Here is a 26,814-nt window from a genome sequence, read left to right as displayed (position 1 = left end):
GACGAAGGCCGCCGACTCCCGGGCGGGGAGTCGGCGGCGCGATGTGGGAGGAGGTGTGGGTCGGGGCGCTTACTCGTCCATGCCCGCGAGACCGTGCGGGCTCTCCGGCTCGCGGGCGTGCTCGGGGCCGCCGGCCAGCTGTTCGGCGAGCGTGACGCTGCAGTGCTCGGTGGCGAAGTCGCCGAGATCGTCCTCGTCGAAGCCCGGGAAGGGCTCGGTGACGGCGACCGCTCGTTCGGGCTCGGTCATGGATTCAGTGATACCCCCGTCCGGGTGGGTATCACCCGGCCTATGACCAAACCTGTGACCGGTGTGCTCTTTGATGTGGACGGCACTCTCGTCGACAGCGTGTACCTGCACGTCGTGGCCTGGTGGCAGGCGCTGCGGCAGCATGATCACGACGTGCCCATGGCGCGCATCCACCGCGCGATCGGGATGGGCTCCGACAAGATCCTCGACGAGCTGCTCGGGGCCGGCCACGACTCGTCGGACGACGACGCGATCCGGGCCGCGCACTCCGCGCTCTACGCGCCGCTGTGGCCCGCGCTGCGGCCGTTGCCGGGGGCGCGGCGGCTGCTGGACTCCTGCGCGGATCGGGGTCTCAAGGTGGTACTGGCGACGTCCGCCTCTCATCCCGAACTGGACGCGCTGCTGCACTGCCTCGACGCCGACGGGTCCCTGACCGCGGTGACGAGCGCCGACGACGCCGAGCAGAGCAAGCCGGCGCCGGACATCGTGCAGGTGGCGCTGGAGCGCTCGGGCCTGTCGGCGGACGAGACGGTGTTCGTGGGCGACTCGGTCTGGGACGTGCGCGCGTCCGGGCAGCTCTCGATCCCGTGCGTCGGCCTGACGAGCGGCGGGCTGTGCGCGGCGGAGCTGCTCGACCACGGCGCGGCGGGCGTCTACGAGGACCCGCAGGATCTGCTGGACCATCTCGACGAGGCCCTTACGACCGCATTTCGCATGGCGTTAGCGTAAAAAGCGACATAACCAGCGTCGGGGTATAAATCCGATAAGTCGTGGCGCGCAGCGCCCGACTTATCGCACAAGCTCCAAGTGCCGCGCCGCCTCGGGCAGCGGCTCGCCCACGACGGTGCGCAGGGCCGACCAGAGCGCGGGGATCGCGGACGAGGGACCGCCGCGGGCCGAGTACAGCTCCGTGAGCCAGTCGTCGGCCTCGCGAAGGAGGCGGGACGCGGCCGACAGCGAGTGCGGCGCGTGGTCCAGCGCGTCATCGGCCAGGGGCGTGGAGGCGTCCTCGCCGATGACCGCGGCCCACCGCCGCCGGGCCGAGTCGCGGAACTCCGCGAAGCGCAGCACCAGCTCCGCGTGCTCGTCGATCCCCGTGCGGCGGCCGACCGACGGGCCCGCGGGCGGTGAACGTCGCCTCGGCCCGGCCGACGATCATGAGCTGGGCCCAGTCGGCGAACTCGGGCACGCAGGCGGCCAGCGATCGCCGGATCGTGTGGACCAGGTTCAGCGAGCCGGACACCTGCCGTCCGGCCTCGACCAGGTACGCAGCACGCATACGCCCGAGTCTTGCGCGATGAGCCGATCGAGGGCAACCAGGTCTGAGCGTTTGAACTCCACCGATTGGGTACCCCACACTGTTGACCAGTGATGCAGAAAGGGACTACCAGGTGGTTGACGACGAGGCGATCTGGGAACTGGCGACCCACCGGCGCAATGGCCATGCCCACCTGGTGCTGACCGGGGAGCTGGACCTGGACACGGCCCCGAGCCTGCTCACGGCGGTCGTGGCCGAGCTGGATACGGGCGCGCGGGAGGTCGTGGTCGACCTCACACATCTGTCGTTCATCGACTCGAGCGGCCTCGGCACGCTGGTCGGGTGCTGGCGGCGCGCCAAGAACGTGGGCGCGGAGCTGGTGGTGGCCCACCCCAACGAGGACGTGCGCGTGACGCTGGAGATCACCGGGCTGGACCAGATCCTGCCGATCACCAGCGAGCCGGTGCCGAACTAGGGGATCGCCGAACTAGGAGATTTCCGCCCACACGGTCTTGCCGCCCTGGTGCGGCCGGACTCCCCACGTGCGCGCGAGGGTGTTGACGATCTGCATGCCCCGGCCGGAGGTGCTGGTCAGGTTGTCGATGTCGGCGATGCGGGGCACCTGGTCGCTGCTGTCGCCGACCTCGATGACGAGGCAGTCGCCCCGGCGCAGCAGCCGCAGGACGGCCGGCGGGAGGCCGTGGCGCAGGGCGTTGGCGACGAGTTCGTGGCCGACCATGACCGCGCCGCGGGTCAGATGGGGCAGTCCCCAGGCCTCGACTGCCTGGGTGATCACGCGGCGCGCCGTGCGGGCCTGACCCGCGGGCACGTCCACCTGGATCGAATCCCCCTCCACGGTATTCATGGTGCCCTGTGCCGGTCGCAAAAAACAGTCAGGTTTGGGCAACCACTCGGCGGGGCACCCGGGAAGCCATTAATTCCGCCGCAGACGCTGAAGCCGGGGGCCTCCGATGACGCTCGTATTTCCTGAGACCCGTACCCAGGACATCCGCACGGCCCTGCTCGGCCGGCGGGAGGAACTGGAGTCGGAGTACACCACGACGGTGGCCGAGATGACGCTCGCGGGCGTCGTGGACGCCGGCGACGACGTGGCCGACCTCGGCACCAAGGCGTTCAACCGTGAGCAGGAGTTCGCGCTGGCCGTGTCGATCCGCAACCGGATGGACCAGGTCGAGCGGGCGCTGGAGCGCCTCGACACCGGGCACTACGGCACGTGTGAGACCTGCGCCGGGGAGATCCCGGTCGCCCGGCTGGCGGCGTTCCCGTCAGTCACCCTCTGCGTCGCGTGCAAGAGCCGCAGTGAGTCCCGCTACTAAGGCGAGGGCACGCTCGGCCGCGCTCTGCAGGTGCGGCAGGTACTCCGGCGCGCGCCCGGAGCCGGCGAGGTCCTCGGCGAGGAAGGTCGTGTAGTTCAGGACCGCGCCGAGGGCGTTGGACAGGTCGTGGGTGGCCGTGGCGACGGTGACGCGCAGCGCATCATCGCTCATCCGGTCCCCCGCGTCCCGTCGGCTGGCTACAGTGAGTCCCGTTCACGAACGTAACGGGGCGTAGTCATATGGTAACTCTGATCACAACCATCCTGCTGGCGGCCGTGTTTGTGCGGGCGCTGGCGGCGTACATCCGGCATCGGGATCCACTCCAGCGCGACACCGCCCTGCTGTTCCTGCCGACCCTGGCCGTGGGCATCAACGCCGCGATCCGCGAGCAGACGGGCCGCCCCGTGCCCGTCGCCGCCAGCGCGCTCGCGACCGCGTTGTTACTGCTGCAGCCGTACCTCACCGTGCGCCTCGCGTCACGTCTCGGCCGGGTCCCGCGGTGGCTGGACGGCGCGCTGCTCGTGCTCCTGCTGGGCAGCATCGCCGCGGTGACGGCCGCGCCCCGGCCGCTCAGCCTGCCCTACCTCACCCTGGTCACCATCACCTTCACGGTCACCGAGGCGATCGCGGGCACGGTCCTGCTGCGGGTGAGCGCCCGCCGCTCCGGCGCCGGACGGGCCCGGCTCCGCCTCGCCGCCGGGGCCACCTACCTCTACCCGGTGATGATGCTCATGCTGTTCACCGCGTCCGCCCGCTACCCGGGCCAGCAGGTCTGGTGGCAGCCGGCCGGGCGGGTGGTCGGGCTCGTGGGCGCGGTGCTGTACCTGCTCGCCTTCCTCCCGCCCGCGTTCCTGCGCCGGATGATGTCGGCGTCGGTGTGGTACGAGGCCACCGGGGACCTGCAGCGACTGCCGGCCGATGTGGGCACCGGCCAGGTGTGGCGGCGCTTCGTGCACGTCGTGCACGACACCACCGGTACCGATGCCGTCCTGCTCCTGGACAGGAATCTCGAGCGCATCGCCGCCGTGTGCCGCTCCGGCACCCACCTGCCGCACGAGCGCGTCGACTTCGACGTGGACGCGCTCGCCGCCGCCCGCCAGCCGGTCCACCTGCCGAAGGACCACCCGCTCGCCCGGGCCACCGGCACCCGCCTGGCCACCGCGCTCGCGATGCCCGGGGTGGGCACGGTGCTGCTGCTGGACCGGTACTGGTCCCTGTTCAGCGCCGACGACCTGCGCCTCAGCGGGGTGCTCGGGGCACAGGCGAAGGTGCTCGCCGAGCGCGGCGCCGTGCTGGCCGAGCAGCGCGAGCTCGCCGCCGCCCTGGCCGAGTCCGTCGCCGCCCTCACCCGCGCCAGCCAGGCCAAGAGCGACTTCCTGGCCGGCATGAGCCACGAGCTGCGCACGCCGCTCAACGCGATCATCGGCTTCAGTGACCTCATGCGGGCCGAGCAGCCCGACGGCGACCGGCGCAGCGTCCCCGCCGAGTGGGTCGACCACGTGCACGGCAGCGGCCGGCACCTGCTGGGCCTGATCAACGACATCCTGGACCTGGCCAAGGTCGAGTCCGGCCGCCTGGAGCTCAGCCTCGAGCCGATCTCGCTCGACGCCGCGGTGGGCGAGGTCATCACCGCCCTGCGGCCGCTCACGGACCGCAAGGGGCTTCAGGTGTACCTCGACGTGCCGCCGACCACCGCGGTGTGCGCGGACCCGCTGCGGCTGCGGCAGATCCTCGACAACCTGCTCTCCAACGCGATCAAGTTCACGCCCGAGGGAGGGCTCATCGCGGTCACGGTCTCCCCGGCGAACGAGTCGGTGGCGATCACCGTCGCCGACAGCGGCATCGGCATCGCGACCGAGGACCACGAGCGGGTCTTCGAGGAGTTCCAGCAGCTCGGCTCGGCCGCCCAGCGTAAGGCCGGCACCGGGCTCGGGCTCGCGCTCACCCGCCGGCTGGTCGAGGCGCACGGCGGGGCCATCTCGCTCGAATCGGCGCCCGGGGAGGGGAGCCGGTTCACGGTACGGCTGCCCGCCGCCCAGGCCCCGCACGACGAGCCCGGCGCGAGCCCCGCCCCGGCGCCCGGCCGCGGCCGGGTGCTCGTCATCGACGACGACGCGCGGGCGGCCGAGTTGCTCGAGGCCTACCTGGCCGGCGCGGGCTACGCGGTGCGCACCGCCTCCAGCGGCGAGGCCGGGCTGGCCGAGGCCGGCGTCTGGCGGCCGGACGCGATCCTGCTCGACGTGATCATGCCCGGGCTCGACGGCTGGGACGTGATCCGCCGGCTCAAGCGCGACGAGCACCTGGCCGCGATCCCGGTCTTCTTCGCCACGATCGTCGACGACCGGCGCGCGGGGCTGGCCCTGGGCGCGGCCGACTTCTTCGTCAAGCCGGTGGACCACGACGCGCTGCTGGCCCAGCTCGCCCGGCACGTGGCGCCCGCGCTGCGCCCGGGGCCGGGTCAGGAGCCGGCATCGGTACTGGTCGTGGACCGCGACGACACGACCCGGGCGGTCGTCGAGCAGCGCCTGACCGAGGCGGGCATCGCCGTGGTCACCTGCGACGACGGCGCCGAGGGGCTGCGGCTGTCCCGCGACCGGCGCTTCGACCTGATCATCTGCGACCTGCAGATGCCGGGCGTCGACGGGTTCGCGCTGCTCGCGGGCCTCGACCAGGAGCCGTCGACGCAGGGCATCCCGGTGCTCGCGCTCACCGAGCCGGACCTGTCCGACGCGGACCGGCTCCGCCTGACCGGGAAGGTCATCGGCACCGTGCCGAGGGGCTCGGCCGCCGACGGGGTGCGCGAGTGGGTCGGCCTGGCCGCGGTGGCCAACTCCCTGACCGATGCTCGCCAGGAAGGGGCCGTGCAATGAGCCGGGTGCTGCTTGTGGAGGACGAGGAGCTCAACCGCGTGCTCGTGCGGGCCATTCTGGCGCGGGCCGGGGCCGCCGCCGTACGAGATGCGGATCTGCTGGAAGCCGGCTCGATCGCCGACGCGCGTGCCGCGCTCGCCGCACACGACGTCGACGTGGTGCTGCTGGACGTCAACCTGCCCGACGGCAACGGGCTGGAGCTCGCCGCCGAGATGCAGGCGGCGCCCGAGCGGCCGACGGTGATCGCGCTGACCGCGAGCGTCCTGCCGCACGAGCGGGCCGCGGCGATGGACGCCGGGTGCGACGCGTTCCTGGACAAACCGTATGCGGCCGCCGATCTCGTGACGTTGCTCGCAAACCATCTGCGTTGACGACCATGGTTTGATCCTCACCCCCGGTTGGGTAGGAGCCTCGACGCTCCACTCGTACCGGCAAAGGGAGGAACGGGTGCAGACAGTCGCCGATGGGCTGCGCCTGCAGATGGACGCATTCGACTACGTCCTGCTCGCGCTCTACTTCATCACCGTCCTGGGCGTGGGTCTCGCCGCCCGCCGCTCGATCCGCAACAGCGTCGACTTCTTCCTCTCCGGCCGCTCGCTGCCGGCCTGGGTGACGGGCCTCGCGTTCGTCTCCGCCAACCTGGGCGCCCTGGAGATCCTGGGCATGGCCGCCAACGGGGCGAAGTACGGCCTGATGACGGTCCACTACTACTGGATCGGCGCCGTCCCCGCGATGGTGTTCCTGGGCATCGTGATGATGCCGTTCTACTACGGCTCGAAGGTGCGCAGCGTCCCCGAGTACATGCGCCGGCGCTTCAACCGGCCCGCGCACCTGCTCAACGCGCTGTCCTTCGCGCTCGCCCAGGTGCTGATCGCGGGCGTCAACCTCTACGCGCTCGCCCTGATCATGCAGGCGCTGCTCGGCTGGCCGCTGTGGATCGCGATCGTCGTCGGGGCGGCGATCGTCCTCGTGTACATCACGCTGGGCGGCCTCTCCAGCGCCATCTACAACGAGGTGCTGCAGTTCTTCGTGATCATCGCGGGCCTGCTGCCCATCGCGATCGTCGGCCTGGTGAAGGTCGGCGGCATCGGCGGGCTCTTCGACGCCGTACGCAACAGCACCAAGCTCGGCGACGCGGGCCTGCACACCTGGTCCAACACCGCGGGCTCCGACAACCCGCTCGGCGCGCCGTGGTGGGGCATCGTCTTCGGCCTGGGCTTCGTGCTCTCCTTCGGCTACTGGACGACGAACTTCGCCGAGGTCCAGCGCGGTCTGTCGGCCCGCAACATGAGCGCGGCGCGGCGCACGCCGATCATCGCCGCGTACCCCAAGCTGCTGATCCCGTTCGTCACGGTGATCCCCGGCCTCGTCGCGCTGGTGACGGTGAAGGGGCTCGGGGCGGAGACCGGTGACCTGCAGTACAACAACGCCGTCCCGCTGCTCATGCGCGACTTCCTGCCCAACGGCGTGCTCGGCATCGCCGTGACCGGGCTCCTCGCGTCGTTCATGGCGGGCATGGCGGCCAACGTGTCCGGGTTCAACACGGTGTTCACCTACGACATCTGGCAGGAGTACATCGCCAAGGACAAGCCGGACGGCTACTACCTGCGCATCGGACGGCTCATCACCGTCGCCGGTGTCGTGGTCGGCATCGGCACCGCGTTCATCGCGTCCGGCTACAGCAACATCATGGACTACATCCAGGCGCTGTTCTCGCTGTTCAACGCCCCGCTGTTCGCCGCGTTCATCATCGGCATGTTCTGGAAGCGTATGTCCGCCTGGGCCGGATTCTGGGGGCTGCTGCTGGGCACGGTCGCCGCGTTCATCACCTACGCCGGCTACAAGTGGTTCGGCTGGTTCACGTTCGGCTCCGACCTCGACGAGTCGTTCTGGGGCGCGGGCATCGCGTTCGTGACGGTGGCGATCGTGGCCATCATCGTCACGCCCCTGACCCGCCCGAAGGAGGACTCGGAGCTCGACGGCCTCGTGTACGGCGTGGGCGCCCACGACCTGCGGGCCGACGCGATCGCCGGGGACACCGCGTGGTACCGCTCGCCGGTGCTGCTCGGCACGGGCGCCCTCGTGCTGGCCTTCGCTTTCTACCTGCCGTTCCTGTAGGCCAAAGGGGTTGTGATGAGTGACGACGAGCAGAAGGTCGACACCGCCCGGGCGGCTCGGCTGTTCGACGTGCGGCGGGTCATCGGGGGCCTGTTCACGGTGTACGGCGTGATCGTGACGGTCCTCGGCATCTTCGACTCGCAGGCCGAGATCGACAAGGCCGCGGGCGTGCGCATCAACCTGTGGATCGGGCTCGGGATGCTCGCGCTGGGGCTGCTGTTCCTGCTGTGGCAGTGGCTGCGGCCGGCCGAGCCGCCGGAGAGCTCGGACATTCCTCCGGCGGACACTCCTGCGGCGAACAAGGTCGGGGAGTAGATATCCTTTCGCGCTGCGGCGCCGCAGACTGCTCGGCATGGAAATTCTGCTGGCTGATGTGGCGCCGCAGCCGTCTGTCCCGGGTTCATCTGCGCTGGTCGTGATCGGCCTGGCCTGCGTGGTGTTCGTCGCCGCGCTGGTCGTGCTGCTCGTGTGGTTCCTCAGGCGACGGTCAGGCCGATGAGCAGCGAGGCGGCGTTGGCCCCGAGCGCGATGGCGACGATCAGCGGCCTGTCCCTGTTGACGGCGATCGCGAGGATCAGTGCCTCCACCGCCGTCGCCAGGGCCTCGGCCGGCCAGAGCGCGCCCGGATGGCGGGTGAGGAACAGCCACAGGGCCGGATGGGTCACCAGGTTGACCACCACGCCGAGCACGAGGGCCTTCCTCCCGGTCGTGAGCCTCAGGGCGGTCAGGGCCGCCGTGTACAGCGGCACCTCGACGGCCAGCGTCAGCAGCAGCGCCCGGAGCACCCGATGAAGATAAGCCTGCTCTTCGTCGCGGCCGCGGCCGCCGCGCTCGGGCTGGCCCTGGGCGCGCCGCTGGCGGTCACGGTCGGCGGGCTGATCGCGTTCGGGGCGCTGCACAACGTGCTCGAGCTGCGGTACGTCGCCGGGCGGTTCTCGTTCCTGCTGACCGGGCGCTTCCTGGCGGTGCTGCTCGGGCTGATCACCGCGATCGTGCTGTGCCGCCTGGCCGCGCTCGTCGTCGGCGATCCGGCCCGGTACGCGGAGATCCTCGTCGGCTACGCCGTGCTCGCGGCCGCCTGTGTGCACGCGCTGCGCGGTGCCCGGCTCGTCCTCGGGCTCCTGGTGCTGCTCGTCGCGGCCCTGGTGTCGCTGGCCTTCAGCCAGTACCACTTCGTCGTCCTGGCTCATCTCCACAACGTCGTCCCGCTGTTCTTCCTGTGGGAGTGGGCCGGGCGGCTGCGGCGGCCGGGGCCGTTCCGCTGGACGCAGGTCGCGTGGGTGCTGGTGCTGCCCGCGCTCGTGCTGGCCGGCGCGTTCGACTTCGCGCTGCGCGGGCTGGTGTCGTCGCCGGTCGTGGCCTCGATCGCCCCGCCGGGGTCGTCGGCCCTGGTCGGCACCCGGTTCCTGGTCGTGTTCGCGTTCCTGCAGACCATGCACTACTTCGTGTGGGTCTTCTTCCTGCCGCGGTATGCCCCGGAGGCCCCGCGCTTCCTGCTGGGCCGCCGCGCCTGGCTGCTCGGCCTCGGCCTCGCCGCGCTGCTCGCGATCCCGTTCGCGATCGACTACGCCACCGGCCGCGCGCTCTACGGCGCCTTCGCGTCCTACCACGCCTACCTTGAGTTTCCGGTGCTGCTCGCGGCCGTCGCAGGCGGTTCACAGCCGGTTTTCAGGAAAACCGCATCGGGCCGTCAGGTAGCGGCGGCAGTCTGAGACGTGACAAGGGAACTTCAGGAAAATTCTGACGCAATCTGGAGCGAATCATGACGCGGCTGCTTGTGGTCGACGACGAGCCGGACATCGTCGAACTGCTCTCCGCGAGCCTCAAGTACCACGGCTACGACGTCGCCAGCGCCACCAGTGGCCGCCAGGCGATGGAGGAGGCGCGGCGCTTCCGGCCCGACATGATCCTGCTCGACGTCATGATGCCCGAGCTCGACGGCTTCGAGGTGCTGCGCAAGCTCCGCGGCGAGGGCACCCGCGTGCCGGTGCTGTTCCTGACGGCCCGTGACGCCACCGAGGACAAGATCAAGGGCCTCACCCTGGGCGGCGACGACTACGTCACCAAGCCGTTCAGCCTCTCCGAGATCCTGGCCCGCATCCAGGCCGTCCTGCGCCGGGTCGCCGACCCCGCGGGCGGCGCGTCCGCGCAGACGTCGCGGCTGAACTTCGCCGACATCGAGCTCGACGAGGACACCCACGAGGTGTTCAAGGCGGGCCAGGAGGTCCAGCTCTCGCCGACCGAGTTCAAGCTGCTGCGGTACTTCATGACGAACCCCGGCCGCGTCCTGTCCAAGGCCCAGATCCTCGACCACGTGTGGCAGTACGACTTCGGCGGCGACGCGGGCGTCGTGGAGTCCTACGTCTCCTACCTGCGCAAGAAGATCGACACCACCGAGCCCCGCCTCCTGCAGACCCTGCGCGGCGTCGGCTACTCGCTGCGGTTGCCACGCACATGAAATCCTGGCCGCTGCGCGTCAAGCTCGTCGTTCTCATGCTCGTCCTGCTCGCGGCGGCCCTGGCCACAACCGGCATCGCCGGCGTCATCAGCACCCGCGACTACCTGATCAACCGGGTCGACGACCAGCTGCTGCAGAGCTTCAACGACGCCTTCCACAACTGCGACGACGGCTCGAACGGCCCCAACCCGGGCCGCGGCTATGGCGCACCGGTCCTGCGCAGCGGCTACTTCGTCGCGTGCGGCCGGGGTAACGGCACGTTCGAGGACCAGGTCTTCACCCGCAGCTCCGCCGACCAGGCCAAGCCCGTGACCCCGGAAACGTGGGACGGCATCGGCGGACTCTCGGCGCTCGGGCCCGGCGTCATCGGCACCTACTCCACCGCCGAGTCACGCGACGGCACGGGCCACTCCTGGCGCGTGCTCGTGGCGGCACACGCCATGCCGGGAAGCCGTACGAATGACGGCCCGCCGGTGCTGATCGCCATCAGCTTCGACGAGATCGACAACACGGTCAGCCGCCTGGTCGTCATGAGCGCCACCATCGGCGGCTTCGTCCTGCTGATCCTGGCCGTGGTCGCCTACCTCCTGGTCCGCTCCAGCCTCCGCCCCCTGGTCGAGGTCGAGGAGACCGCCGAGGCCATCGCCGCCGGCGACCTGAGCCGCCGAGTCCCCGAGGCCGACCCGCGCACCGAGGTCGGCGGCCTGGCCCGGGCCCTCAACACCATGCTGGGCCAGATCGAGACCGCCTTCGAGGAGCGCCGAGCCTCGGAGGAAGCGGCCTTGGCCTCGGAGCAGGCGGCCCTGGCCTCCGAGCAGTCCGCGCTGGCCTCGGAGGGCCGGATGCGCCGCTTCGTGGCCGACGCCTCCCACGAACTCCGCACCCCGCTGACCTCGATCCGCGGCTTCGCCGAGCTGTACCGCCAGTCCGGCCACCACGACGACAACATCGGCCGAATCGAGCACCACGCGACGCGCATGGGCCTCCTCGTGGACGACCTCCTGCTCCTGGCCCGCATGGACCAGCAGCGCCCCTTGGAGAAGAAGCCGGTGGACCTCCTGTCCCTGGCAACCGACGCGATGATCGACGCCCGAGTAACGGCCGGCGACCACCACCGCCTACGCCTGCGCACCCCGAACAGCGACGACGACGACGCCGACACCGAGGCCCCAATCGTCCTCGGCGACGAGGCCCGCCTCCGCCAGGTCCTGCAGAACCTCCTGTCGAACGCGCTGAACCACACCCCCGCCGGCACCGAGGTCACCGTCTACGTGGGTACCGAGGCGGACCAGGCCATCCTGGAGGTCTCGGACAACGGCCCCGGCATGACGTCGGAGGACGCGGCAAGAGTCTTCGAACGCTTCTACCGCACGGACCCGAGCCGGACCCGAGCCCTGGGCGGTTCAGGCCTGGGCCTGTCAATCGTGGCCGCCCTGGTAGCAGCCCACAACGGCGAGGTAACCCTGAGGACAGCCCCCCAGGAGGGCGCCACCTTCCGAGTGCGAATCCCCTTGCTGAACCCAGCCCGCTAACTCTTCCCCGCACGGGCTGGCCTTGCCTCAATCCCTTCCGGTGGCCCCCGTACTCAGATACCCACCGAAACCAACCCCGTCTCATACGCGACGATCACCAACTGCGCCCGATCCCGCACCTCGAGCTTGGCAAGAACCCTCCCGACATGCGTCTTGACCGTGGCGAGGCTCAACCCGAGATGCGTGGCGATTTCGGTGTTGGACAATCCACGCCCGACGAGCATGAGCACCTCCCGCTCCCGGTCCGTAATCCCCTCGAGCCGCCGAGGAATCGGGCGCTCCGGCTGCGGCCGCCGAGCAAACTCCGAAATGAGCCGCCGAGTAACCGACGGCGACAACAACGCCTCCCCACCGGCCACAACCCGAATCCCATTGAGCAACTCCGCGGGCGGCGTGTCCTTGACGAGAAACCCACTGGCCCCCGCCCGCAGCGCCCCGTACACATACTCATCGAGATCAAAGGTCGTCAACATCAGCACCCGCACGGAGCCGAGCTCGGGATCCCCGCAGATCGTCCGGGTCGCGTCGATCCCGTTCATCCCCGGCATCCGCACATCCATGAGCACCACATCCGGCCGCTGCTCACCCGCGAGCCGAACCGCCTCGTCCCCGGTGCCGGCCTCCCCAACCGTGCCGCAGTCCCCACTGAGGTCGATGAGCGCCCGAAAGCTCCCCCGCAACAACGCCTGATCATCCGCAATCAACACCCGAATCACGAGCCACCCCCGTCCGCGTCCGTCCGGTGGCTGGCGTTCGTTTGGTCGTTCGCTTCCGTCCGCTGGTTTGCGTTCGTTCGTTGACTCACGCTCGGCCGTCGGCTCACGCGGCGCCTCCGGCCGGCAGTAGCGCCCGCACCGAGTAGCCGCCCTCGGCCCGCGGTCCGGCGGCGAACGTCCCCCCGTGCAACGTCACCCGCTCGCGCATCCCCGTCAATCCGTGCCCGACTGCATCGGGGCGAGGCGGGCGCTTCCCGTCATCGTTCACCTCGATGCGCACCTCCTCCGCGTTCACCACCACGCTCACGTGGCACTGGGCCGGCGCCGCGTGCTTGACCACGTTGGTGATCGCCTCCTGCACGATCCGGTACACCGCCAGCTCCACCGCCTCCGGCATCTCTCCGACCGCCGGCCCCTCCGGTCGCTCGACGTCGAGCCGGACCTGGACCCCGCCCACGGATGCCAGCTCGACGAGGGCCGGCAGGTCCCCCAGGCCGCGGGTGGGCGCATACGGGGTGTCCTCCCGCAGGATGTCGAGCACCCGGCGCACCTCGAGCATCGCCGCCCGGCCGGTCGACTCGATGACCTGGAGCGCGTCGCGGGCCTCGGCCGGGTTGGCCTCCGCGACGTGGTTGCCGATCGACGCCTTCACCACGATCAACGTCATCGTGTGGGCGATGACGTCGTGCAGCTCGCGGGCCACTCGGAGCCGTTCCTCGACCGTGGCCTGCCGCACCATGTGCTGGTTGCGCTCGATGGTCTGGGCGCGTCGTTCACCGATCGCGAAGCCGAGTGTCTGGGCCGGCGCGATGACGAGGAAGCCGAAGAGCGCGGCGAAGAACGTCGACGGGGAATCGCCGGAGGGCGGCTCGTCGGAGAGGAGTATCGAGCCGACCATGCTCGCGCTCACCAGTGCGCCGCACGTGATGATGACGAACATGCCCTTCCAGTTTCGCGCGTAGGCGCCGAAGGTGTAGAAGACCAGAGACAGCGCGCAGGCGGGTCCGAAGGACGCGAAGACAGGGATGATCTGAGTGGCCAGGCTGATCACCGCCGCGGCCGTGGCGGTGAAGGCCATCGCATAGGTCCAGCGCCGCCGGAGGGCAACGCTCAGACCGAACACCACCGCGACGAGTGCTGATACCCAGGTCGGCTCCCGCAGTCCCTGCTTGGGCACCTCGAGCGCGGCGGCCCAGCAGATCACCGCGACGACGATCGCCGCGACTGCGTCGAGTGCGTAGAGACCCTTCGGAGTCAGCCTCCGGGTCAGCACCGGTGGGAGTTCCATGGGCTCGACGGTAGCGGTCGGGGCGGACTTGCGCGTCGGCCCGCGAGCCGTCATACCCAGGTATGAGAAGCGGGCATTTTCCGCCTCGGCGTACCACAGCGGTCGGAACGAAAAGTGTCCATCCCGGTCCGATGTGCGATCCCGCCCCGCCGGGCAAAGTTGCGGACCATGACGACGCAGACCGTTGTTCTGGATAGCGTCCGGGCCACTTATGGCGACGGCGCACGGCAGCTTGTCGCGCTCGACGGAGTATCGGTGGCCTTCGAGCGCGGCACCTTCACGGCGGTGATGGGACCGTCCGGCTCCGGCAAGTCGACACTGCTGCACTGCGCGGCCGGCCTCGACCGTCCGGCCGGCGGCTCCGTCACCGTCGACGGAGTCGTGCTCGACGGGCTGAGCGAAGACGACCTGACTCGGCTGCGGCGCGACCGGATCGGCTTCGTGTTTCAGGCGTTCAATCTGGTTTCCGCGCTCACCGCCGAGCAGAACGTCGCACTGCCGATGCGGCTCGCGGGTCGCCGCCCGCCGGCTGCCGACATCGTGGCCGCGCTCACCGTGGTCGGACTGGCCGACCGGCTCGGGCATCGCCCGAGCGAGCTCTCCGGCGGCGAGCAGCAGCGGGTGGCGGTCGCCCGGGCACTGATCAGCCGACCGGCGGTCGTGTTCGCCGACGAGCCGACGGGCGCGCTGGACAGCGTGACCTCGCGCCACATCCTCGGCCTGCTCCGGGCGCTGGTTGATGAGCGCAGGCAGACGGTGGTGATGGTGACCCACGATCCGGTGGCCGCCGCCCGCGCCGACCGAATTGTGTTCCTCGCGGACGGCCGGATCGCCGACGACGTCCGCCGTCCGCTCACGGCGGAGGAGATCGCGGCCCGCACCACACACCTGGAGGACTCGTGCTGAGGATCCGCCGGATGGCCGGTGCGCTCGTGGCCGTCGTGGTCGGGATCGCGCTCGTCCTCCTTGCCCTGATGTTGCTCCTCGCGGGGCGTCCGATCGTTCCGGACCGGCTCGCCGCCGCGGCCGTCGTCGTCCAGGCGCCCGGGAGCCGAAGTCCGGCCGAGGCCTTCCCGCCGACGGTGCCGTGGTCGGCGGCGAAGACCGACGATCTCAGCCGAAGGCTTGGTGCGGTGCTCGGTGTCGAGGCCGTTGTGCCGGATCGGAGCTTCTACGTTCAAGCCCTCGTGGACGGTCGGCCGGCCGCGGTGGAGGGGCAGCGGCAGGACTCCTACGAGGGGCACGGCTGGTCCTCGGTCCGGCTCGGCGGACTGTCGCTCGTCTCGGGTGCGCAGCCGCGGCGGCCCGGCGAAGTCGTGGTCGATCGGGCGCTCGGGTTCCGGCCCGGGAGCTCGGTGACGCTGCTGACGGCGACCGGGCCGGTGCCGTACACCGTGACGGGACTCGTTGACGCGCCCGGCTATCTGGTGGCGGACGCGGTGGCGGCGGAGCTGGCGCCGGGAGTGCGGGCGATCGGGCTGGTGCTGGGGCCGGGCGCGGACCCGGGCGCGGTGGCGGCGGCCGCACGGGACGTCGTGGGTGACGACGGGCGGGTGCTGTCCGGCGACGAGCGGGGTGCGCTGGAGCCGCGGGACGACGCACGAGCGCGATGGGTCGGCATGCAGGCGCTCACGGGGGTGGCGACGCTCGCCGGGTTCGTCACGGTGTTCGTGGTCGCGTCGACGTTCGCGTTCTCCGTCGCCCAGCGCAGGCGGGAACTCGGGCTCCTGCGGGCGATCGGAGCCACGCCGCGGCAGGTGCGGCGGATGGTCTACGGCGAGGCGCTCCTCGTCGGCGGTGTCGGAGCGGTCCTCGGCAGCATCGTCGGGGCGGCTGGGGCACCGATCGTAGGACGAGCGCTGGTCGAGGCGGGGCTGGAGCCGACGACGTATGAGGTGCGGTATGAGCTGCTGCCGTTCGTGGCCGTGCTTGTGCTGGGGCCGGTGGTCGCGGTGCTGGGGGCGTGGTCGGCGGCTCGGCGGGCGGCTCGGGTACGGCCGCTGGAGGCACTGCGTGAGGCGGTCGTCGAACGGCGGCGCATGGGGCGGCTGCGGTGGGTTGCCGGCGGGCTGCTGACGACGTTGGGCATCGCGCTGGCAGTCGGCACGGCGACCGCGGAGGATGCGCAGGACGGGGCGACGTTTGCCTTGTACGCCGCCATGGCCCTGATCACCGGGATGGTGGCGCTGGCGCCGGCGGCGGTACGGCCGATCGTCGGACTGTGGCGCCTGCCGCTTCGGCAGGGCGGTGGCGCGATCGGGCTGCTCGTGCGCGAGGGGGCGTCGACCGCGGCGCGGCGGACGGCGTCCACGGCCGCGCCGGTGCTGCTGACCGTCGCGTTCGCGGTGCTGGTGGCGGGGATGGTGCGTACGACGACAGAGGCGTACGCGGCGGGGCGGGCCGCGGACGTCGACGCGGGGCAGGTGCTGGTGCCGGACCGGACGCCGGGGCTGTCCGACGCCGCCGTGGCCGCCGTGCCGGGCGCCGCGATGCTGCCGACGACGGTGTTCGCGCCGGAGAACGGGAGCGGGACGACCCCGCGGGCCTGGAGCGCGCTCGGGGTGGACACGACCGCGTTCATCCGTACCGATCGCGGGGCGCGGGTGGTCGCGGGCTCGCTCGAGGAGCTCAACGAGACGGACACGGCGGTGGTCGCCGAGTCGGTGCGCCGCGAGGTGGGGGACTCCTATCCGGTCGTCTTCGCCGACGGTGAGCGGGTGACGTTGCGGGTGGTGGCGGTGGTGGCCGATCGATCGGTACGAGCGGATCTGTTGCTGGCACGGGAGACCGTTCGGCGGCACGATCCGTCGGCGCTGACGTCGACCATCTATCTGCCAGGCGGCGGGGACGCAGCGGTGAGCGCGCCGCCGGGCGCCGGGGCGCGGGTGATCGACGTGGCGACGTGGGCCGCCGAGGCGGACAGTTCCGAGGACCGGCTGGTGTGGCTGTTCACGCTGATGCTGATCGGGGTCTCGGCCGGCTACGGGGCGCTCGCGGTCGCGAACACGCTGCTGATGGCGGCTCAGGGGCGGGCGGCTGACCTGCGGGTGATGCGCCTGGCGGGGGCGACGCGGAGGCAGGTGGCCGGGTACGTCGCGGCGGAGTCGGCGCTGGTCGTGCTCATCGGGGCGGTGCTCGGCGGGGTGGTCGCGTTCGGGGCGCTGGTGAGCATCCGGGCCGGGCTCAGTCAACAGGTCGGGGCGGCCGTGGAGCTCGTGGTGCCGTGGTCGGTCATCGGCGGGGTGGTCGGGCTCTGTCTTCTGCTCGCGCTGCTGGCCGGGGTGCTGCCCACTCGGCGGATGCTGCGGGAGCGCGCGATCCGGATGCCGTCATGAGCCGGACGATCGCGAGCGGTGATGCGCGTTCGTGCCAGGTCAGCCGCGTCCAGGGGAGGGCGAACGACGGTGGGTCGGGAAGCGTTGCCGGTAGGGCAGCCGAGTGCCCGTCGACTGTCCGAAGAGGACGGACGACGGGCACTCGACCCTGTGGGAGTCAGGCTTTGGAGATGGCGTCGCCGGTCACCTTGATGGCGATCGCGCCGAGCGCCTTCTTGGCGGGGCCGGCGGCCACCGAGCCGTCGGCGACCTTGAAGCGGCTGCCGTGGCAGGGGCAGTTGATGGTGCCCTCGGATACGTCGCCCACGACGCAGCCGGCGTGGGTGCAGACCGCGGTGAAGCAGCGGAAGGTGCCGGCCGTGGGCTGGGTGACGACGATCTTCTGGTCGGCGAAGATCTTGCCCCCGCCGACCGGGATGTCGCTCGTCTTGGCGAAGCTCGCGGCGTTGGCGGTGGCGCCGTTCGGGCCGGCACCGCCCTGGTCACCGGTGCCGCCATCGCCGGTGCCATCGCCGGTGCCGGCGGCGTTGTCCGCGGGGCCGGCCGGGTTGGCGCTGTCGAGGCCGTACGCGGCGCAGCCGGAGAGGGCCGTCGCCAGGCCGGCCGCGGTGGCCCCGGCCAGCAGGGTACGTCGGGTGGGAGTGCACATGGTTCTTCGAGCCCCTCTCAGAGCTTCACGCCGAACGTGGTGAAGAACCACAGGGCGGAGGTGACGAACAGGCCGGACAACGCGGTGAAGACGAGGCCGCCGAACAGCGGCAGCGCCCAGTCGGGGACGCCCTTCTTGGCGAGGATCAGCATCTTGGCCGCGAAGGTGCCGTAGAAGAAGCAGCCGAGGAGGGAGTGCAGCAGGACGCGGGTGTCGTAGTCGTCGAAGCCGAGTGCGTAGAGGCAGTGCAGTGCCACGGGAATGGAGGCGATGAAGGCCAGGCGGCCGGACCAGCGGTGCGCGGGGCCGAGCCAGGGGGCGTCCTTGAAGACCGAGAGCTTGCCGTACATGACGAGGGCGGTGAACAGCTGGGAGAGGGCCAGGACGAAGGCGAGGGTGGCCAGCCAGACCTTGACCGTTGCGGGGCTGGAGAAGCCGGCGAGGTTCACGGCGACGCCCGTCGGTTCGTGGAGCTTGCCGTAGACGCCGAGGCCGGCGGCGACTAGGCAGGCGACCAGGAACGGGACGATCAGGGTCGCTGCGGTCTTCGGGGTTGTCGGGGCGACCGACGGGGTCGCGGGGACCGGGGCTGAGGCGATGGCCGGAGCAGCGTGGGCCGTGGCAGCGATCGGTGTAGTGCCGACGGTCGGCGCCGACGTCAGGGCGGTGATCGGCAGCGAGGTCGGGGCGGCGAATGCGGGCGTCGTGGGAGGAGCAGGAGGAGTGGGAGGCGCCGTGGGCTGAGGTGTTGGAAGAGGGAGCGACGGAGTTGGTGCGTCCGGGTACAGCGGGTCGACCGTGTACGCCTGCGGCTGTAGCGCGAAGGGGGTCGTGCCGGAGGGAGGAAGTGGAGACGGGGCGGGGATTGGAGGGAACTCCAGGCGCTTGATCGGCGTTGCGTCCGGGCGGGAACTGGGCCTGGGCTCCGGGGCGCCTTCGTTGGTCGGGGCGGTCATCGCTCGGGCTCCTGGGGTCAGTATCCGGTCGCGGGGCTGGTTGGTTCGATGGTCACGGTGGTGCCGTCCACCGATGCCGATCTGGTCGTCACGTCGAATGGAGGTGCCGGCTGTAGGACGCCGTTGTTGTTTTCCACGCCTACCTGTTTGCCGTCCGGCAGGACGATCCAGCTCGCGTCCAGCTTCTTGCGGAGGCTCGACTGGGAGCGGTAGAGGCCCGACGGGGGCGCTACGGCCTTGATGGTGAAGGTCCACGTCTTCGTGCCGGCCGTCACCGTGCCCTTCATCTGGGCCGCCGTGTAGGTCGCGGTCAGGGTGCCCGTCGCCTTGGCCCTGTTGAATTGCGCCTCGCCGTTGGACATCTCGCCGTCCAGCCAGGACTCGGCGGATCGGCCGTCGCAGACGTACGCGATGGCCTTGCCGTTGTTCACGACCACGCCCAAGGAGGCGGCGCCGCCGTCCACCGCGCCGGCGTAGGTGATGGTGCCCTGCTTCGCCGCGTTGCCGGTGCCGTCGCCCGGCGGAGCCGAGGGACTGGACGAGGGACCAGCCGAGGGACCGGCCGGGGGACCGGAAGAGGGACCAGCCGAGGGAGGGGGCAAAGCGGCAGGTGCGGCGTTGTTGGTGACGCTGACGTTCATGCCGTACAGCACGCCGGCCACGGCCAGGCCGGCGCCCAGGGTGATGAGCGGTGCCTTGATGTTCATCGGTAACTCCCACAGGTTGACTTCGTCTCCATGAGACCGAGGTTGCGGGGGAGTGTCTGCGTCTTAAGACGCAGAAGCGGTGCCTTGAATGTCCGTAACGAGACGGTCCGGATCCGGGATGGAGGTGCGACCCTTATCGCGGTCGATCGAGCAGAGCCGGCGGCCAAGGGCAAGTGCACGGCCGAGATCAAAGAACGGCGGCGCAAGGGAGGGGCACGATGCCACGCGTCATTGTTTGGGCGGCGCATCTCGCGTTGCCGCTCGTGGGGCTCTGGCTCCTGCTCAGCCGGCCGGGAGCCGATCTCGTCTGGCAGCATCATCAGACGCACTTCTGGCTTGTTTTGGTTGTCGCGGCTGTCAACGTGATCGTCGGTGTCGCGATGAGCGTCGCGGCCAAGCGGCGGGCCGACGGGCGTCTGTTTCTGGTGTCGCTGGTGTTTCTCGCCGCGGCGGGGTTCCTCTTCGCGCACGCGCTCGCCACGCCGGGCGTGCTCATCGGGCACCCCAACGCCGGCTTCGACCAGTCGATGGCGGTCGGGCTGATCGTCGGGTCGGGGCTCGCGGTGGCCTCGTCGCTGCGGCTTCCGGCTCGTATCACCGGGTGGCAAGGCGGGCTGCGGGTCGGGCTCGGGCTGCTGCTGTTCGTGTGGATCGTGTGGTCGTTGTCGGACCTGCCGCCGTTGTCGCGGCAGGATCAGATTCGCGATGTCGAGGGGCCGCTGGTCTGGTTGTCTTGGGTGGCCGTCGCGTTGTACGTGGTGGCGGCGGTTCGCTTCTTCGTGCTGTACCGGCGCAGTCCCGGTGCCGTCCTGATCTCGGTCGTGACCGCGTTCGCGTTGCTGGCCGAGGCGATGGTGAACGTCACGCTGGCGGACAAGTGGCGGCTCTCCTGGTGGGAGTGGCACCTGATCCTGACGGCCGCGTTCCTGTTCGTGGCGTACAGCGCCTACGTGCAGTACCGCCGCGAGGGCAGCGCCTCCGGGCTCTTCGACGGGATCGCGATGGCCGCGACGAACCGGCGGATCAAGGCGCAGTACGAGGCCGCGCTCGAGGAGCTGGTGGCCGCGCTGCAGCAGTCCGAGCAGGGGGCGGCGCCTGAGCGGTTGGCGGCCCGGATGGCCGAGCGGTTCGGGCTGACCGAGAAGCAGGCGGCGGTGCTGGACCGGGCGGCCGCGGCCCTCGTGGCGGAGCGGGATCTGTCGGAGCGGCTCGGCGCGCTGGTCGCGGTGGGCGAGCGGGCGCGGGTCGGGGCCGGCGAGGACGAGTTCCTGCGCAGCGCGCTCGAGGCCGTGCGGGGCTCATTCGGTACCGTCGAAATCGCCCTTGTCTCTGACGGCGAGATCGAGGAGCGCCCGGACTCGTTGCCGCTGACGGTCAAGAACATCAAGGCCGGCGCGGTCACGATTCCGGCCGAGACGCGGCCCGAGCTGCGCCAGACGCTCGCCAATCAGCTCTCCATCGGGCTGGAGAACGCGCGGCTCTACGGCGAGCTGTCGACCCTGTTCCGGCAGTACATGTCGCCGGACGTGGCCGCGGCGCTGCTCGCGGACCCGGACCAGGCGGCGCTCGGCGGGCGGCTGGTCGACGTGACGGCGCTGTTCGCGGACCTGCGCGGGTTCACCACGTTCTCCGAGGCGGTGGAGCCGGGCGACATCGTGGAGATGCTCAACCGGTACCACGGCGTCGCCGTCCCCTGCATCCTCGACAACGGCGGGACGATCGTGCAGTTCGTCGGCGACGCGCTGCTCGCCCTGTTCAACGCGCCCGCGCGCCAGGAGGACCACGAGGCGCGGGCGGTGCGTGCGGCGCTGCAGATGCAGGAGGCGGTGCGGGGGATCGCCGAGGGGCACCCCGACTGGCCGCGGTTCCGCGTCGGGGCCAACACCGGGCCGGCGCTGGTCGGCAACATCGGCAGCGAGCTGCTGCGCGGCTTCAACGCGATGGGCGACGCGGTGAACGTGGCCGCGCGGCTGCAGACGATCGCCGAGCCGGGGCAGGTGGTGATCGGCGGGGCGACGTACGACGCGATCGCCGGCCGGATCACCGCCACGCCGCTCGGGGAGCTGGAAGTGAAGGGTCGGCGGCAGACAGTCCGGGCCTACGTGGTGGAGGCTTTGACGTGACCGAGTTCTTCGATCTGCTGCACGCCGACGAGCAGGCGGCGCTGGAGGCCGCCGGGCACCGCCGGCAGTGGCGGCGCGGGGCGGTCGTCTTCCGCGAGGCCAGCCGCTCCGAGGCGGTGGTCATCCTGCGCTCGGGCCGCGTCAAGGTCTCCTCCGACACGGCGTCGGGCACCGAGGTGGTGCTTGCGGTGCGGGGGCCGGGGGCGCTGCTCGGGGAGCTGTCGGCGATCGACGGCGGGCCGCTGTCGGCGACCGTGACCGCGCTGGAGCCGGTGAGCGCGCTGTCGGTGCCCTCGCCGGACTTCGAGCGGTACCTGCTCGGCCACGCCCGCGTCTCGTTCCTGCTCATGCGCGAGCTGACCCGCCGGCTGCGCGACGCCGACCGCAAGCGCATCGAGTTCGGCGCCTACGACACCACCGGCCGGGTCGCGGCGCGGCTGGTCGAGCTGGCCGAGCGGTTCGGCGAGCGGACGCCGGAGGGGCTGCGCATCAGCCTGCCGCTGTCGCAGGACGAGCTCGCGGGCTGGACCGGCTCCTCGCGCGAGGCGGTCACGAAGGCCCTGCGCACGCTGCGTGAAGAGGGCTTGATCCAGACGGGAAGACTCCACGTGATCGTCCATGATCTCGATGCGCTCAGAGACCGGGCTCAATGATCCCGTCACCCTCGATTTGACCCTTGCAACTATGCGCATACCGCACTGTTGATCTTCAGGGGGGCTGAACAGACCCTAGTCTTCCGCGTCAGGTGCATCGAGGCATCGACGCAGGGCCTCGGTGCTGAAGCCCCACCAGGGAGGTACCTGTGCGTAAGTTGACCGTGGGACTGCTCAGTCTCACGCTCGCGTCGGGGATGGGGGTGTTTGTCGGCGGGGGTGCGGCCCATGCCGTGCCGGCGCAGCAGTCGCCGTCCGTCGACGCATCGTCGCCCTCCGACGAGCTGATTTCGGCGGACGAGCAGAAGCAGCGCGCTGCTCGTGAGGTCGCCCTCTCGCAGGTGCTGAAGGGCGAGGCCCAGCCGGAGAAGCGCGGCGCGAGCACGGTCGTGAAGATCGGCAAGGCCGACCGCAGCAAGGGTCACGTCGACAAGTACGTCGAGCTGAGCCGCGAGCGGACCGACAAGATCTTCGTTGTCCTCGCCGAGTTCGGCGACCAGCGCCACCCGAACTACCCGGACCAGGACACCAACCCGTCCATCCCCGGCCCGGCGAAGTTCGACGGCCCGCTGCACAACCAGATCCCGCAGCCGGACCGCGCCAAGGACAACTCGACGATCTGGAAGCAGGACTTCAACAAGCAGTACTTCGAGAACATGTACTTCGCCACCGGCAACGGGGTGGAGTCGCTCAAGACGTACTACGAGAAGCAGTCCTCCGGCCGGTACAGCGTCGACGGCATGGTCACCGACTGGGTGAAGGTGCCGTACAACGAGGCCCGCTACGGCCGCAGCAACGGCTACCCCTGCACGGCGAACGTCTGCAGCAACAGCTACGCCCTGATCCAGGACGCGATCGCGGCGTGGGTCGACTCGCAGCACGCCCAGGGCAAGTCCGACGCGGACATCAAGGCGACGCTGGCCTCCTACGACCAGTGGGACCGCAACGACTACGACCACGACGGCGACTTCAACGAGCCGGACGGGTACATCGACCACTTCCAGATCGTGCACGCCGGCGGCGACCAGGCCGACGGTGACCTGATCCAGGGCGAGGACGCGATCTGGAGCCACCGCTCCCAGGCGAACCTGCGCTCCGACCAGGGCCCGGCGGGCAACATGCGGGGCGGCTACCAGGTCGGCAACACCGGTCTGTGGGTCAGCGACTACACGATGCAGCCGGAGAACGGCGGCCTGAGCGTGTTCGCGCACGAGTACGGCCACGACCTCGGCCTGCCGGACCACTACGACACCTCGGGCGCGGGCGGCAACGCCGAGAACCCGGTGAGCTGGTGGACCATCATGGCGCAGAGCCGGGTCAGCCTGCCCAGCGACAACGGGATCGCGGCCCGCGCCGCCGACCTCGGCGCCTGGGACAAGCTCCAGCTCGGCTGGCTGGACTACACCACGGTGAACGCCGGCAAGACGAAGCTGGTTGACCTCGGCCCGCACGAGTACAACAGCAAGAAGCCGCAGGCGGTCGTCGTCAACCTGCCGAAGAAGAAGGTCACCACGCCGCTGGCGACCCCGCCGGAGGGCACCAAGTCGTGGTGGAGCGGCGCGGGCAACATGCTCGACAACACGCTGACCCGCAACGTCTCGATCCCGGCCGGCACCACGACGCTGACGTTCCAGGCCAGCTGGGACATCGAGCAGTGCGGCTCCGACGCGTGTGACTACGCGTACGTCGAGGTCAACGACGGCTCCGGCTTCAAGGCGATCCCGGGCAACATCACGGTCGCCGACGAGGGCAACGGCATCGACGACACCAGCAACGGCTGGGTGCCGGCGACGTTCGACCTGTCCGCGTTCGCGGGCAAGACGGTCGGCTTGCGCTTCCGGTACCTGACCGACCCGGCGGCGGGCGGCCTGGGCTTCTTCGCCGACGACATCCGCATCACCAACGGCGCCACCACGGTGTTCGCCGACGGCGCGGAGAACGGGCTCAACGGCTGGACCGCGGTGGGCTTCACGGCGGTGGGCGCGTCGCTGACGACGGAGTACGACAACTTCTACATCGCCTCGCACCGCACCTACGAGGCGTTCGACAAGTACATGAAGACCGGCCCGTACAACTTCGGGTTCGCGGACAAGCCGCAGATGGTCGAGCACTTCCCGTACGAGACCGGTCTGCTGGTCACGTACTGGGACACCTCGTACCGCGACAACAACACCAGCCAGCACCACGGTGAGGGCCTGATCCTGCCGATCGACTCGCACCCCGACCTGATGCTCAAGGCCGACGGCACGCCGTGGCGGCCGCGGGTCCAGGGCTTCGACGCGCCGTTCTCGTTCGCGCGGACGGACTCGTTCACCCTGCACTCGGGCGCGAACAACGCGCCGAGCCAGCTGGGCGGGCAGTGGGGCAACCCGCTGTTCGACGACAGCAAGAGCTACTACCGTGAGAACCCGGCGACCAGCATGTACTACGGCGTGAAGGTTCCGAAGAACGGCGTGAAGATCTTCGCGCTGCTCGAGAACGGCACGTCGATGGCGGTGCTCGTCACCAGCTGAGCGGGAACCGTTTGAACCGGGAGGAGGTCCAAGTGAGCATGAAAGCTCGTTTGGGCCTCCTTCTGGCCGTTCTGGTCCTCTCCGGCTGCGCGGCCAAGACCGACGAATCCGGACAGACCGCCGCACCGCCTCCGAGCGCCTCAACGCCTTCGCGTGCGGAGCCCTCGATCAGCCTTCCGGCGAAGCTGCCCAAGAACACGAAGTCCGAGCCGATGACCGATGCCTTCCAGCAGGTCGTGGCCAAGGGCAAAATACGTGTCAGCGGTACGTGCGTCGAGCTGATCACGGACCAGCTGAACTGGGTGCTCATCGGGCCCGCGGCCGTCCAGCTGCGCGACGGCCAGCAGGTCACGGCGACCGGCGTGCCCGACCCGAACCGCGAGACCGGGTGCACCGGCAGCCCGCTGCTCGTCTCCAGCGTCGCGCCCGCGGGGTGACGTGCCGGGGCCGAGGCTGGCGAACCGTTGAGGAATGACCACCACGCCCTTCCAGGTCACGACCCCCCGGCTGACGATCCCCGTGGGCCCCGATGACCACACCTCCGGTCCGGCGGGCGCCCCCGTGTCCATGGTCGAGTACGGGGACTTCCAGTGCCCGTACTGCGCCATGGCCCACACGATCCTGCAGGACCTTCTGCGGCTCCGGCGGGAGACCGTGCGGTACACCTTCCGGCACTTCCCGCTGACCAACGTGCACCCCTATGCGGACCTCGCCGCCGAGGTGGCCGAGGCCGCGGCGGTGCGCGGCGCCTTCTGGCCGATGCGCGACTGGCTCTTCGCCAACCAGTCCGGCATCAACCCGCGCCGGCTCATGGTCGGCGTCGAGCACCTCGGCCTGCCCTCGGCCGAGGTGGGCGACGAGGTCGGCGCCCACCTCTACCTGGACCGGGTCCGCCGCGACCTGGTTGGCGGCGTGCGCAGCGGGGTCGGCGGCACTCCCACGTTCTTCGTCAACGGCGTCCGGCACGACGGCGGATACTCCCTGGACGACCTGCTCGAGGCGGTCGACCGGGCGGCCGAGGCGACCACTTCGGCGCCGCATCGGGGCGGTCACACACTGTAGCCCGCCCCTGGTCACGCAGCGCAGCAATTCGGCGGACGGTGAGTTGAACGTCCGCCGATCACCCGTGCTTCCGCAATGGCGAGGCAATTCGCTGTGTAATCGGCAGCGATGAACTCGGGAATTCCGGACATCACCGAGAGTGAAATATTACGTGGGCAACATCCGTCAATTCGACATTGGTGGTCAGCGTTAATCCGATTTTGCGCCTGGACAGTTGCGGTCGGTCAATGCGCAGGGCATGCTTTCGCTTCGGGTCGCACGGTCTTTCGGGCCCTAAGTGTCCTGATCTCGGGTTTTGGGGGAGCCCGGGGCCGACGATTGGGTGACGGGTACGCGGTCCGATGCTGCTGGCCGATGACTTCTTTCTGATTGCGCACGACGACCGCGACGGCAAGCCTCGGCTGTCCGCGCGCGCGGTCGAGCTCGGGCTGGCCGGAGCCATGCTCGGCGAGCTCGTGCTGGAACAGCGGATCTCGGTCGAGGGACCGCGGCTGCGCGTGCTCAGCAGTGAGCCGCCCGCCGATCCGCTCGCGCACACCAACCTGGCCACGATGGTCGCCGAGGTGCAGCACCGCGAGGTGCGCACCTGGCTGCAGTTCTTCGGGTTCTCGGCGGTCGAAGAGGTCGGCACGCGGCTGGCCCGCGTCGGCCTGGTCGAGAAGACCCTCGTGCGGCGCCTCCTGCGGTCGGAGACCCGGTGGCTGCCCACGGACATCAACCTGCCGGCCGGGCGGGTGGTGCGCCTGCGCCGCCTGCTCACCGGATTCGAGCCCATGCGGGTCGCGGACACGACCCTGGCGGGACTGGCGGAGGCGACCGGGCTGACCGGTCACATCCTCTGGGACCGCGACCCCTCGGGCGGCAGAAGGCTTCAACACGCGATCAGCTCCCTGCCGCCGCCGCTGCGCGACCTGATCCTGCAGGTCGAGTCGGCGATCGGCGACGCGGTGATGTCGCAACGCGGGTGACGGCGCGGCCTCGGACTTCCCT

29 protein-coding genes are annotated in these 26,814 nt (G+C 70.5%); 19 read left to right on the top strand and 10 right to left on the bottom strand.

The window, feature by feature from the left end; translation table 11 throughout:
* Positions 1 to 69 precede the first annotated feature (69 nt).
* Positions 70 to 249: a hypothetical protein gene (locus ABT369_RS19940; protein WP_350613795.1), complete on the bottom strand. Its 180-nt coding sequence runs from the start codon at positions 247 to 249 to the stop codon at positions 70 to 72.
* 42 nt (positions 250 to 291) lie between these two features.
* Between ABT369_RS19940 and ABT369_RS19935 the strand changes: the two genes are divergently transcribed.
* On the top strand, positions 292 to 978 hold the full coding sequence (locus ABT369_RS19935) for an HAD family hydrolase (RefSeq protein WP_350613794.1): 687 nt from the start codon (positions 292 to 294) through the stop codon (positions 976 to 978).
* 60 nt (positions 979 to 1,038) lie between these two features.
* Here ABT369_RS19935 and ABT369_RS19930 read toward each other — a convergent pair whose 3' ends face one another.
* A complete protein-coding gene (locus ABT369_RS19930) occupies positions 1,039 to 1,320 on the bottom strand; it encodes a hypothetical protein (RefSeq protein WP_350613792.1) in 282 nt (93 codons plus the stop codon).
* A gap of 320 nt (positions 1,321 to 1,640) precedes the next feature.
* On the opposite strand from ABT369_RS19930, the gene ABT369_RS19925 reads away from it, so the two are divergent.
* A complete protein-coding gene (locus ABT369_RS19925) occupies positions 1,641 to 1,982 on the top strand; it encodes an STAS domain-containing protein (protein ID WP_350613791.1) in 342 nt (113 codons plus the stop codon).
* 12 nt (positions 1,983 to 1,994) lie between these two features.
* Here the strand turns inward: ABT369_RS19925 and ABT369_RS19920 are convergent, their stop codons facing one another.
* Positions 1,995 to 2,363, bottom strand: coding sequence for an ATP-binding protein (locus ABT369_RS19920; RefSeq protein ID WP_350613790.1), 369 nt, complete (start codon positions 2,361 to 2,363; stop codon positions 1,995 to 1,997).
* A 115-nt stretch (positions 2,364 to 2,478) separates the two neighbouring features.
* On the opposite strand from ABT369_RS19920, the gene ABT369_RS19915 reads away from it, so the two are divergent.
* Positions 2,479 to 2,844 (top strand): TraR/DksA family transcriptional regulator, encoded by a 366-nt coding sequence (locus tag ABT369_RS19915; protein WP_350613788.1) that lies wholly within the window; start codon positions 2,479 to 2,481, stop codon positions 2,842 to 2,844.
* Here the strand turns inward: ABT369_RS19915 and ABT369_RS19910 are convergent.
* Positions 2,794 to 3,015 carry a hypothetical protein gene (locus ABT369_RS19910; RefSeq protein WP_350613787.1) on the bottom strand — a complete coding sequence of 74 codons (222 nt, stop codon included), beginning with the start codon at positions 3,013 to 3,015 and terminating at the stop codon, positions 2,794 to 2,796. The genes ABT369_RS19915 and ABT369_RS19910 overlap by 51 nt on opposite strands.
* 68 nt (positions 3,016 to 3,083) lie before the next feature.
* Here ABT369_RS19910 and ABT369_RS19905 point away from each other — a divergent pair, with 68 nt between their 5' ends.
* The 5 genes from ABT369_RS19905 (at position 3,084) to ABT369_RS19885 (ending at position 8,331) form a co-directional block, all read left to right on the top strand.
* A complete protein-coding gene (locus ABT369_RS19905) occupies positions 3,084 to 5,714 on the top strand; it encodes an ATP-binding response regulator (protein ID WP_350613786.1) in 2,631 nt (876 codons plus the stop codon).
* Complete coding sequence (locus ABT369_RS19900) at positions 5,711 to 6,085, top strand: response regulator (protein ID WP_350613785.1); 375 nt, start codon at positions 5,711 to 5,713, stop codon at positions 6,083 to 6,085. Before ABT369_RS19905 ends, ABT369_RS19900 begins: the two co-directional genes overlap by 4 nt.
* 109 nt (positions 6,086 to 6,194) lie before the next feature.
* Positions 6,195 to 7,832: a sodium:solute symporter family protein gene (locus ABT369_RS19895; RefSeq protein WP_350614040.1), complete on the top strand. Its 1,638-nt coding sequence runs from the start codon at positions 6,195 to 6,197 to the stop codon at positions 7,830 to 7,832.
* A 15-nt stretch (positions 7,833 to 7,847) separates the two neighbouring features.
* Positions 7,848 to 8,147, top strand: coding sequence for a hypothetical protein (locus ABT369_RS19890; protein ID WP_350613784.1), 300 nt, complete (start codon positions 7,848 to 7,850; stop codon positions 8,145 to 8,147).
* Between the two features lie 37 nt (positions 8,148 to 8,184).
* On the top strand, positions 8,185 to 8,331 hold the full coding sequence (locus ABT369_RS19885) for a hypothetical protein (protein WP_350613783.1): 147 nt from the start codon (positions 8,185 to 8,187) through the stop codon (positions 8,329 to 8,331).
* Here the strand turns inward: ABT369_RS19885 and ABT369_RS19880 are convergent.
* The gene (locus tag ABT369_RS19880; protein WP_350613782.1) at positions 8,309 to 8,617 is read right to left on the bottom strand and encodes a hypothetical protein; all 309 of its coding nucleotides are present in this window, start codon (positions 8,615 to 8,617) and stop codon (positions 8,309 to 8,311) included. The two genes, ABT369_RS19885 and ABT369_RS19880, sit on opposite strands and share 23 nt — an antisense overlap.
* 3 nt (positions 8,618 to 8,620) lie before the next feature.
* Here ABT369_RS19880 and ABT369_RS19875 point away from each other — a divergent pair, with 3 nt between their 5' ends.
* The 3 genes from ABT369_RS19875 to ABT369_RS19865 are packed head-to-tail and all read left to right on the top strand — an operon-like array spanning position 8,621 to position 11,822.
* Positions 8,621 to 9,544 carry a hypothetical protein gene (locus ABT369_RS19875; RefSeq protein ID WP_350613781.1) on the top strand — a complete coding sequence of 308 codons (924 nt, stop codon included), beginning with the start codon at positions 8,621 to 8,623 and terminating at the stop codon, positions 9,542 to 9,544.
* Between the two features lie 50 nt (positions 9,545 to 9,594).
* Positions 9,595 to 10,290 (top strand): response regulator transcription factor, encoded by a 696-nt coding sequence (locus ABT369_RS19870; protein ID WP_350613780.1) that lies wholly within the window; start codon positions 9,595 to 9,597, stop codon positions 10,288 to 10,290.
* Positions 10,287 to 11,822: a sensor histidine kinase gene (locus ABT369_RS19865; protein WP_350613779.1), complete on the top strand. Its 1,536-nt coding sequence runs from the start codon at positions 10,287 to 10,289 to the stop codon at positions 11,820 to 11,822. The genes ABT369_RS19870 and ABT369_RS19865 overlap by 4 nt, the downstream gene beginning before the upstream one ends.
* 53 nt (positions 11,823 to 11,875) lie before the next feature.
* Here the strand turns inward: ABT369_RS19865 and ABT369_RS19860 are convergent, their stop codons facing one another.
* Positions 11,876 to 12,538, bottom strand: coding sequence for a response regulator (locus ABT369_RS19860; protein WP_350613778.1), 663 nt, complete (start codon positions 12,536 to 12,538; stop codon positions 11,876 to 11,878).
* Positions 12,539 to 12,641: 103 nt separating this feature from the next.
* Positions 12,642 to 13,826: a sensor histidine kinase gene (locus tag ABT369_RS19855; protein ID WP_350613777.1), complete on the bottom strand. Its 1,185-nt coding sequence runs from the start codon at positions 13,824 to 13,826 to the stop codon at positions 12,642 to 12,644.
* 168 nt (positions 13,827 to 13,994) lie between these two features.
* Here ABT369_RS19855 and ABT369_RS19850 point away from each other — a divergent pair, with 168 nt between their 5' ends.
* Together ABT369_RS19850 and ABT369_RS19845 are read left to right on the top strand one after the other, a co-directional pair.
* A complete protein-coding gene (locus ABT369_RS19850; RefSeq protein ID WP_350613776.1) occupies positions 13,995 to 14,732 on the top strand; it encodes an ABC transporter ATP-binding protein in 738 nt (245 codons plus the stop codon).
* On the top strand, positions 14,726 to 17,161 hold the full coding sequence (locus ABT369_RS19845; protein WP_350613774.1) for an FtsX-like permease family protein: 2,436 nt from the start codon (positions 14,726 to 14,728) through the stop codon (positions 17,159 to 17,161). The genes ABT369_RS19850 and ABT369_RS19845 overlap by 7 nt, the downstream gene beginning before the upstream one ends.
* Before the next feature lie 157 nt (positions 17,162 to 17,318).
* On the opposite strand, the gene ABT369_RS19840 is transcribed toward ABT369_RS19845, so the two are convergent.
* From ABT369_RS19840 to ABT369_RS19830, 3 genes are all read right to left on the bottom strand, one after another.
* Positions 17,319 to 17,810: a Rieske (2Fe-2S) protein gene (locus ABT369_RS19840; protein ID WP_350613773.1), complete on the bottom strand. Its 492-nt coding sequence runs from the start codon at positions 17,808 to 17,810 to the stop codon at positions 17,319 to 17,321.
* Positions 17,811 to 17,827: 17 nt separating this feature from the next.
* On the bottom strand, positions 17,828 to 18,409 hold the full coding sequence (locus tag ABT369_RS19835; protein WP_502891800.1) for a DUF6529 family protein: 582 nt from the start codon (positions 18,407 to 18,409) through the stop codon (positions 17,828 to 17,830).
* Between the two features lie 374 nt (positions 18,410 to 18,783).
* A complete protein-coding gene (locus ABT369_RS19830) occupies positions 18,784 to 19,473 on the bottom strand; it encodes a hypothetical protein (RefSeq protein ID WP_350613771.1) in 690 nt (229 codons plus the stop codon).
* A 218-nt stretch (positions 19,474 to 19,691) separates the two neighbouring features.
* On the opposite strand from ABT369_RS19830, the gene ABT369_RS19825 reads away from it, so the two are divergent.
* From ABT369_RS19825 to ABT369_RS19800, 6 genes are all read left to right on the top strand, one after another.
* The gene (locus ABT369_RS19825; protein WP_350613770.1) at positions 19,692 to 21,596 is read left to right on the top strand and encodes an adenylate/guanylate cyclase domain-containing protein; all 1,905 of its coding nucleotides are present in this window, start codon (positions 19,692 to 19,694) and stop codon (positions 21,594 to 21,596) included.
* On the top strand, positions 21,593 to 22,249 hold the full coding sequence (locus tag ABT369_RS19820; protein ID WP_502891789.1) for a Crp/Fnr family transcriptional regulator: 657 nt from the start codon (positions 21,593 to 21,595) through the stop codon (positions 22,247 to 22,249). Before ABT369_RS19825 ends, ABT369_RS19820 begins: the two co-directional genes overlap by 4 nt.
* A 149-nt stretch (positions 22,250 to 22,398) precedes the next feature.
* A complete protein-coding gene (locus ABT369_RS19815; protein WP_350613769.1) occupies positions 22,399 to 24,762 on the top strand; it encodes an immune inhibitor A domain-containing protein in 2,364 nt (787 codons plus the stop codon).
* A 212-nt stretch (positions 24,763 to 24,974) separates the two neighbouring features.
* A complete protein-coding gene (locus ABT369_RS19810; RefSeq protein WP_350613768.1) occupies positions 24,975 to 25,199 on the top strand; it encodes a hypothetical protein in 225 nt (74 codons plus the stop codon).
* A gap of 34 nt (positions 25,200 to 25,233) precedes the next feature.
* On the top strand, positions 25,234 to 25,824 hold the full coding sequence (locus ABT369_RS19805; RefSeq protein WP_350613767.1) for a DsbA family protein: 591 nt from the start codon (positions 25,234 to 25,236) through the stop codon (positions 25,822 to 25,824).
* A 341-nt stretch (positions 25,825 to 26,165) separates the two neighbouring features.
* Entirely contained in the window at positions 26,166 to 26,792 is a 627-nt protein-coding gene (locus ABT369_RS19800) for a GOLPH3/VPS74 family protein (RefSeq protein ID WP_350613766.1), read from the top strand.
* Positions 26,793 to 26,814: the final 22 nt, after the last annotated feature.

This window comes from Dactylosporangium sp. NPDC000244 (assembly GCF_040300725.1).
Classification (GTDB): Bacteria; Actinomycetota; Actinomycetes; order Mycobacteriales; family Micromonosporaceae; genus Dactylosporangium.
Note: the sequence above shows the minus strand (reverse complement) of the source record. Positions and strands in the feature narration are given on the sequence as shown.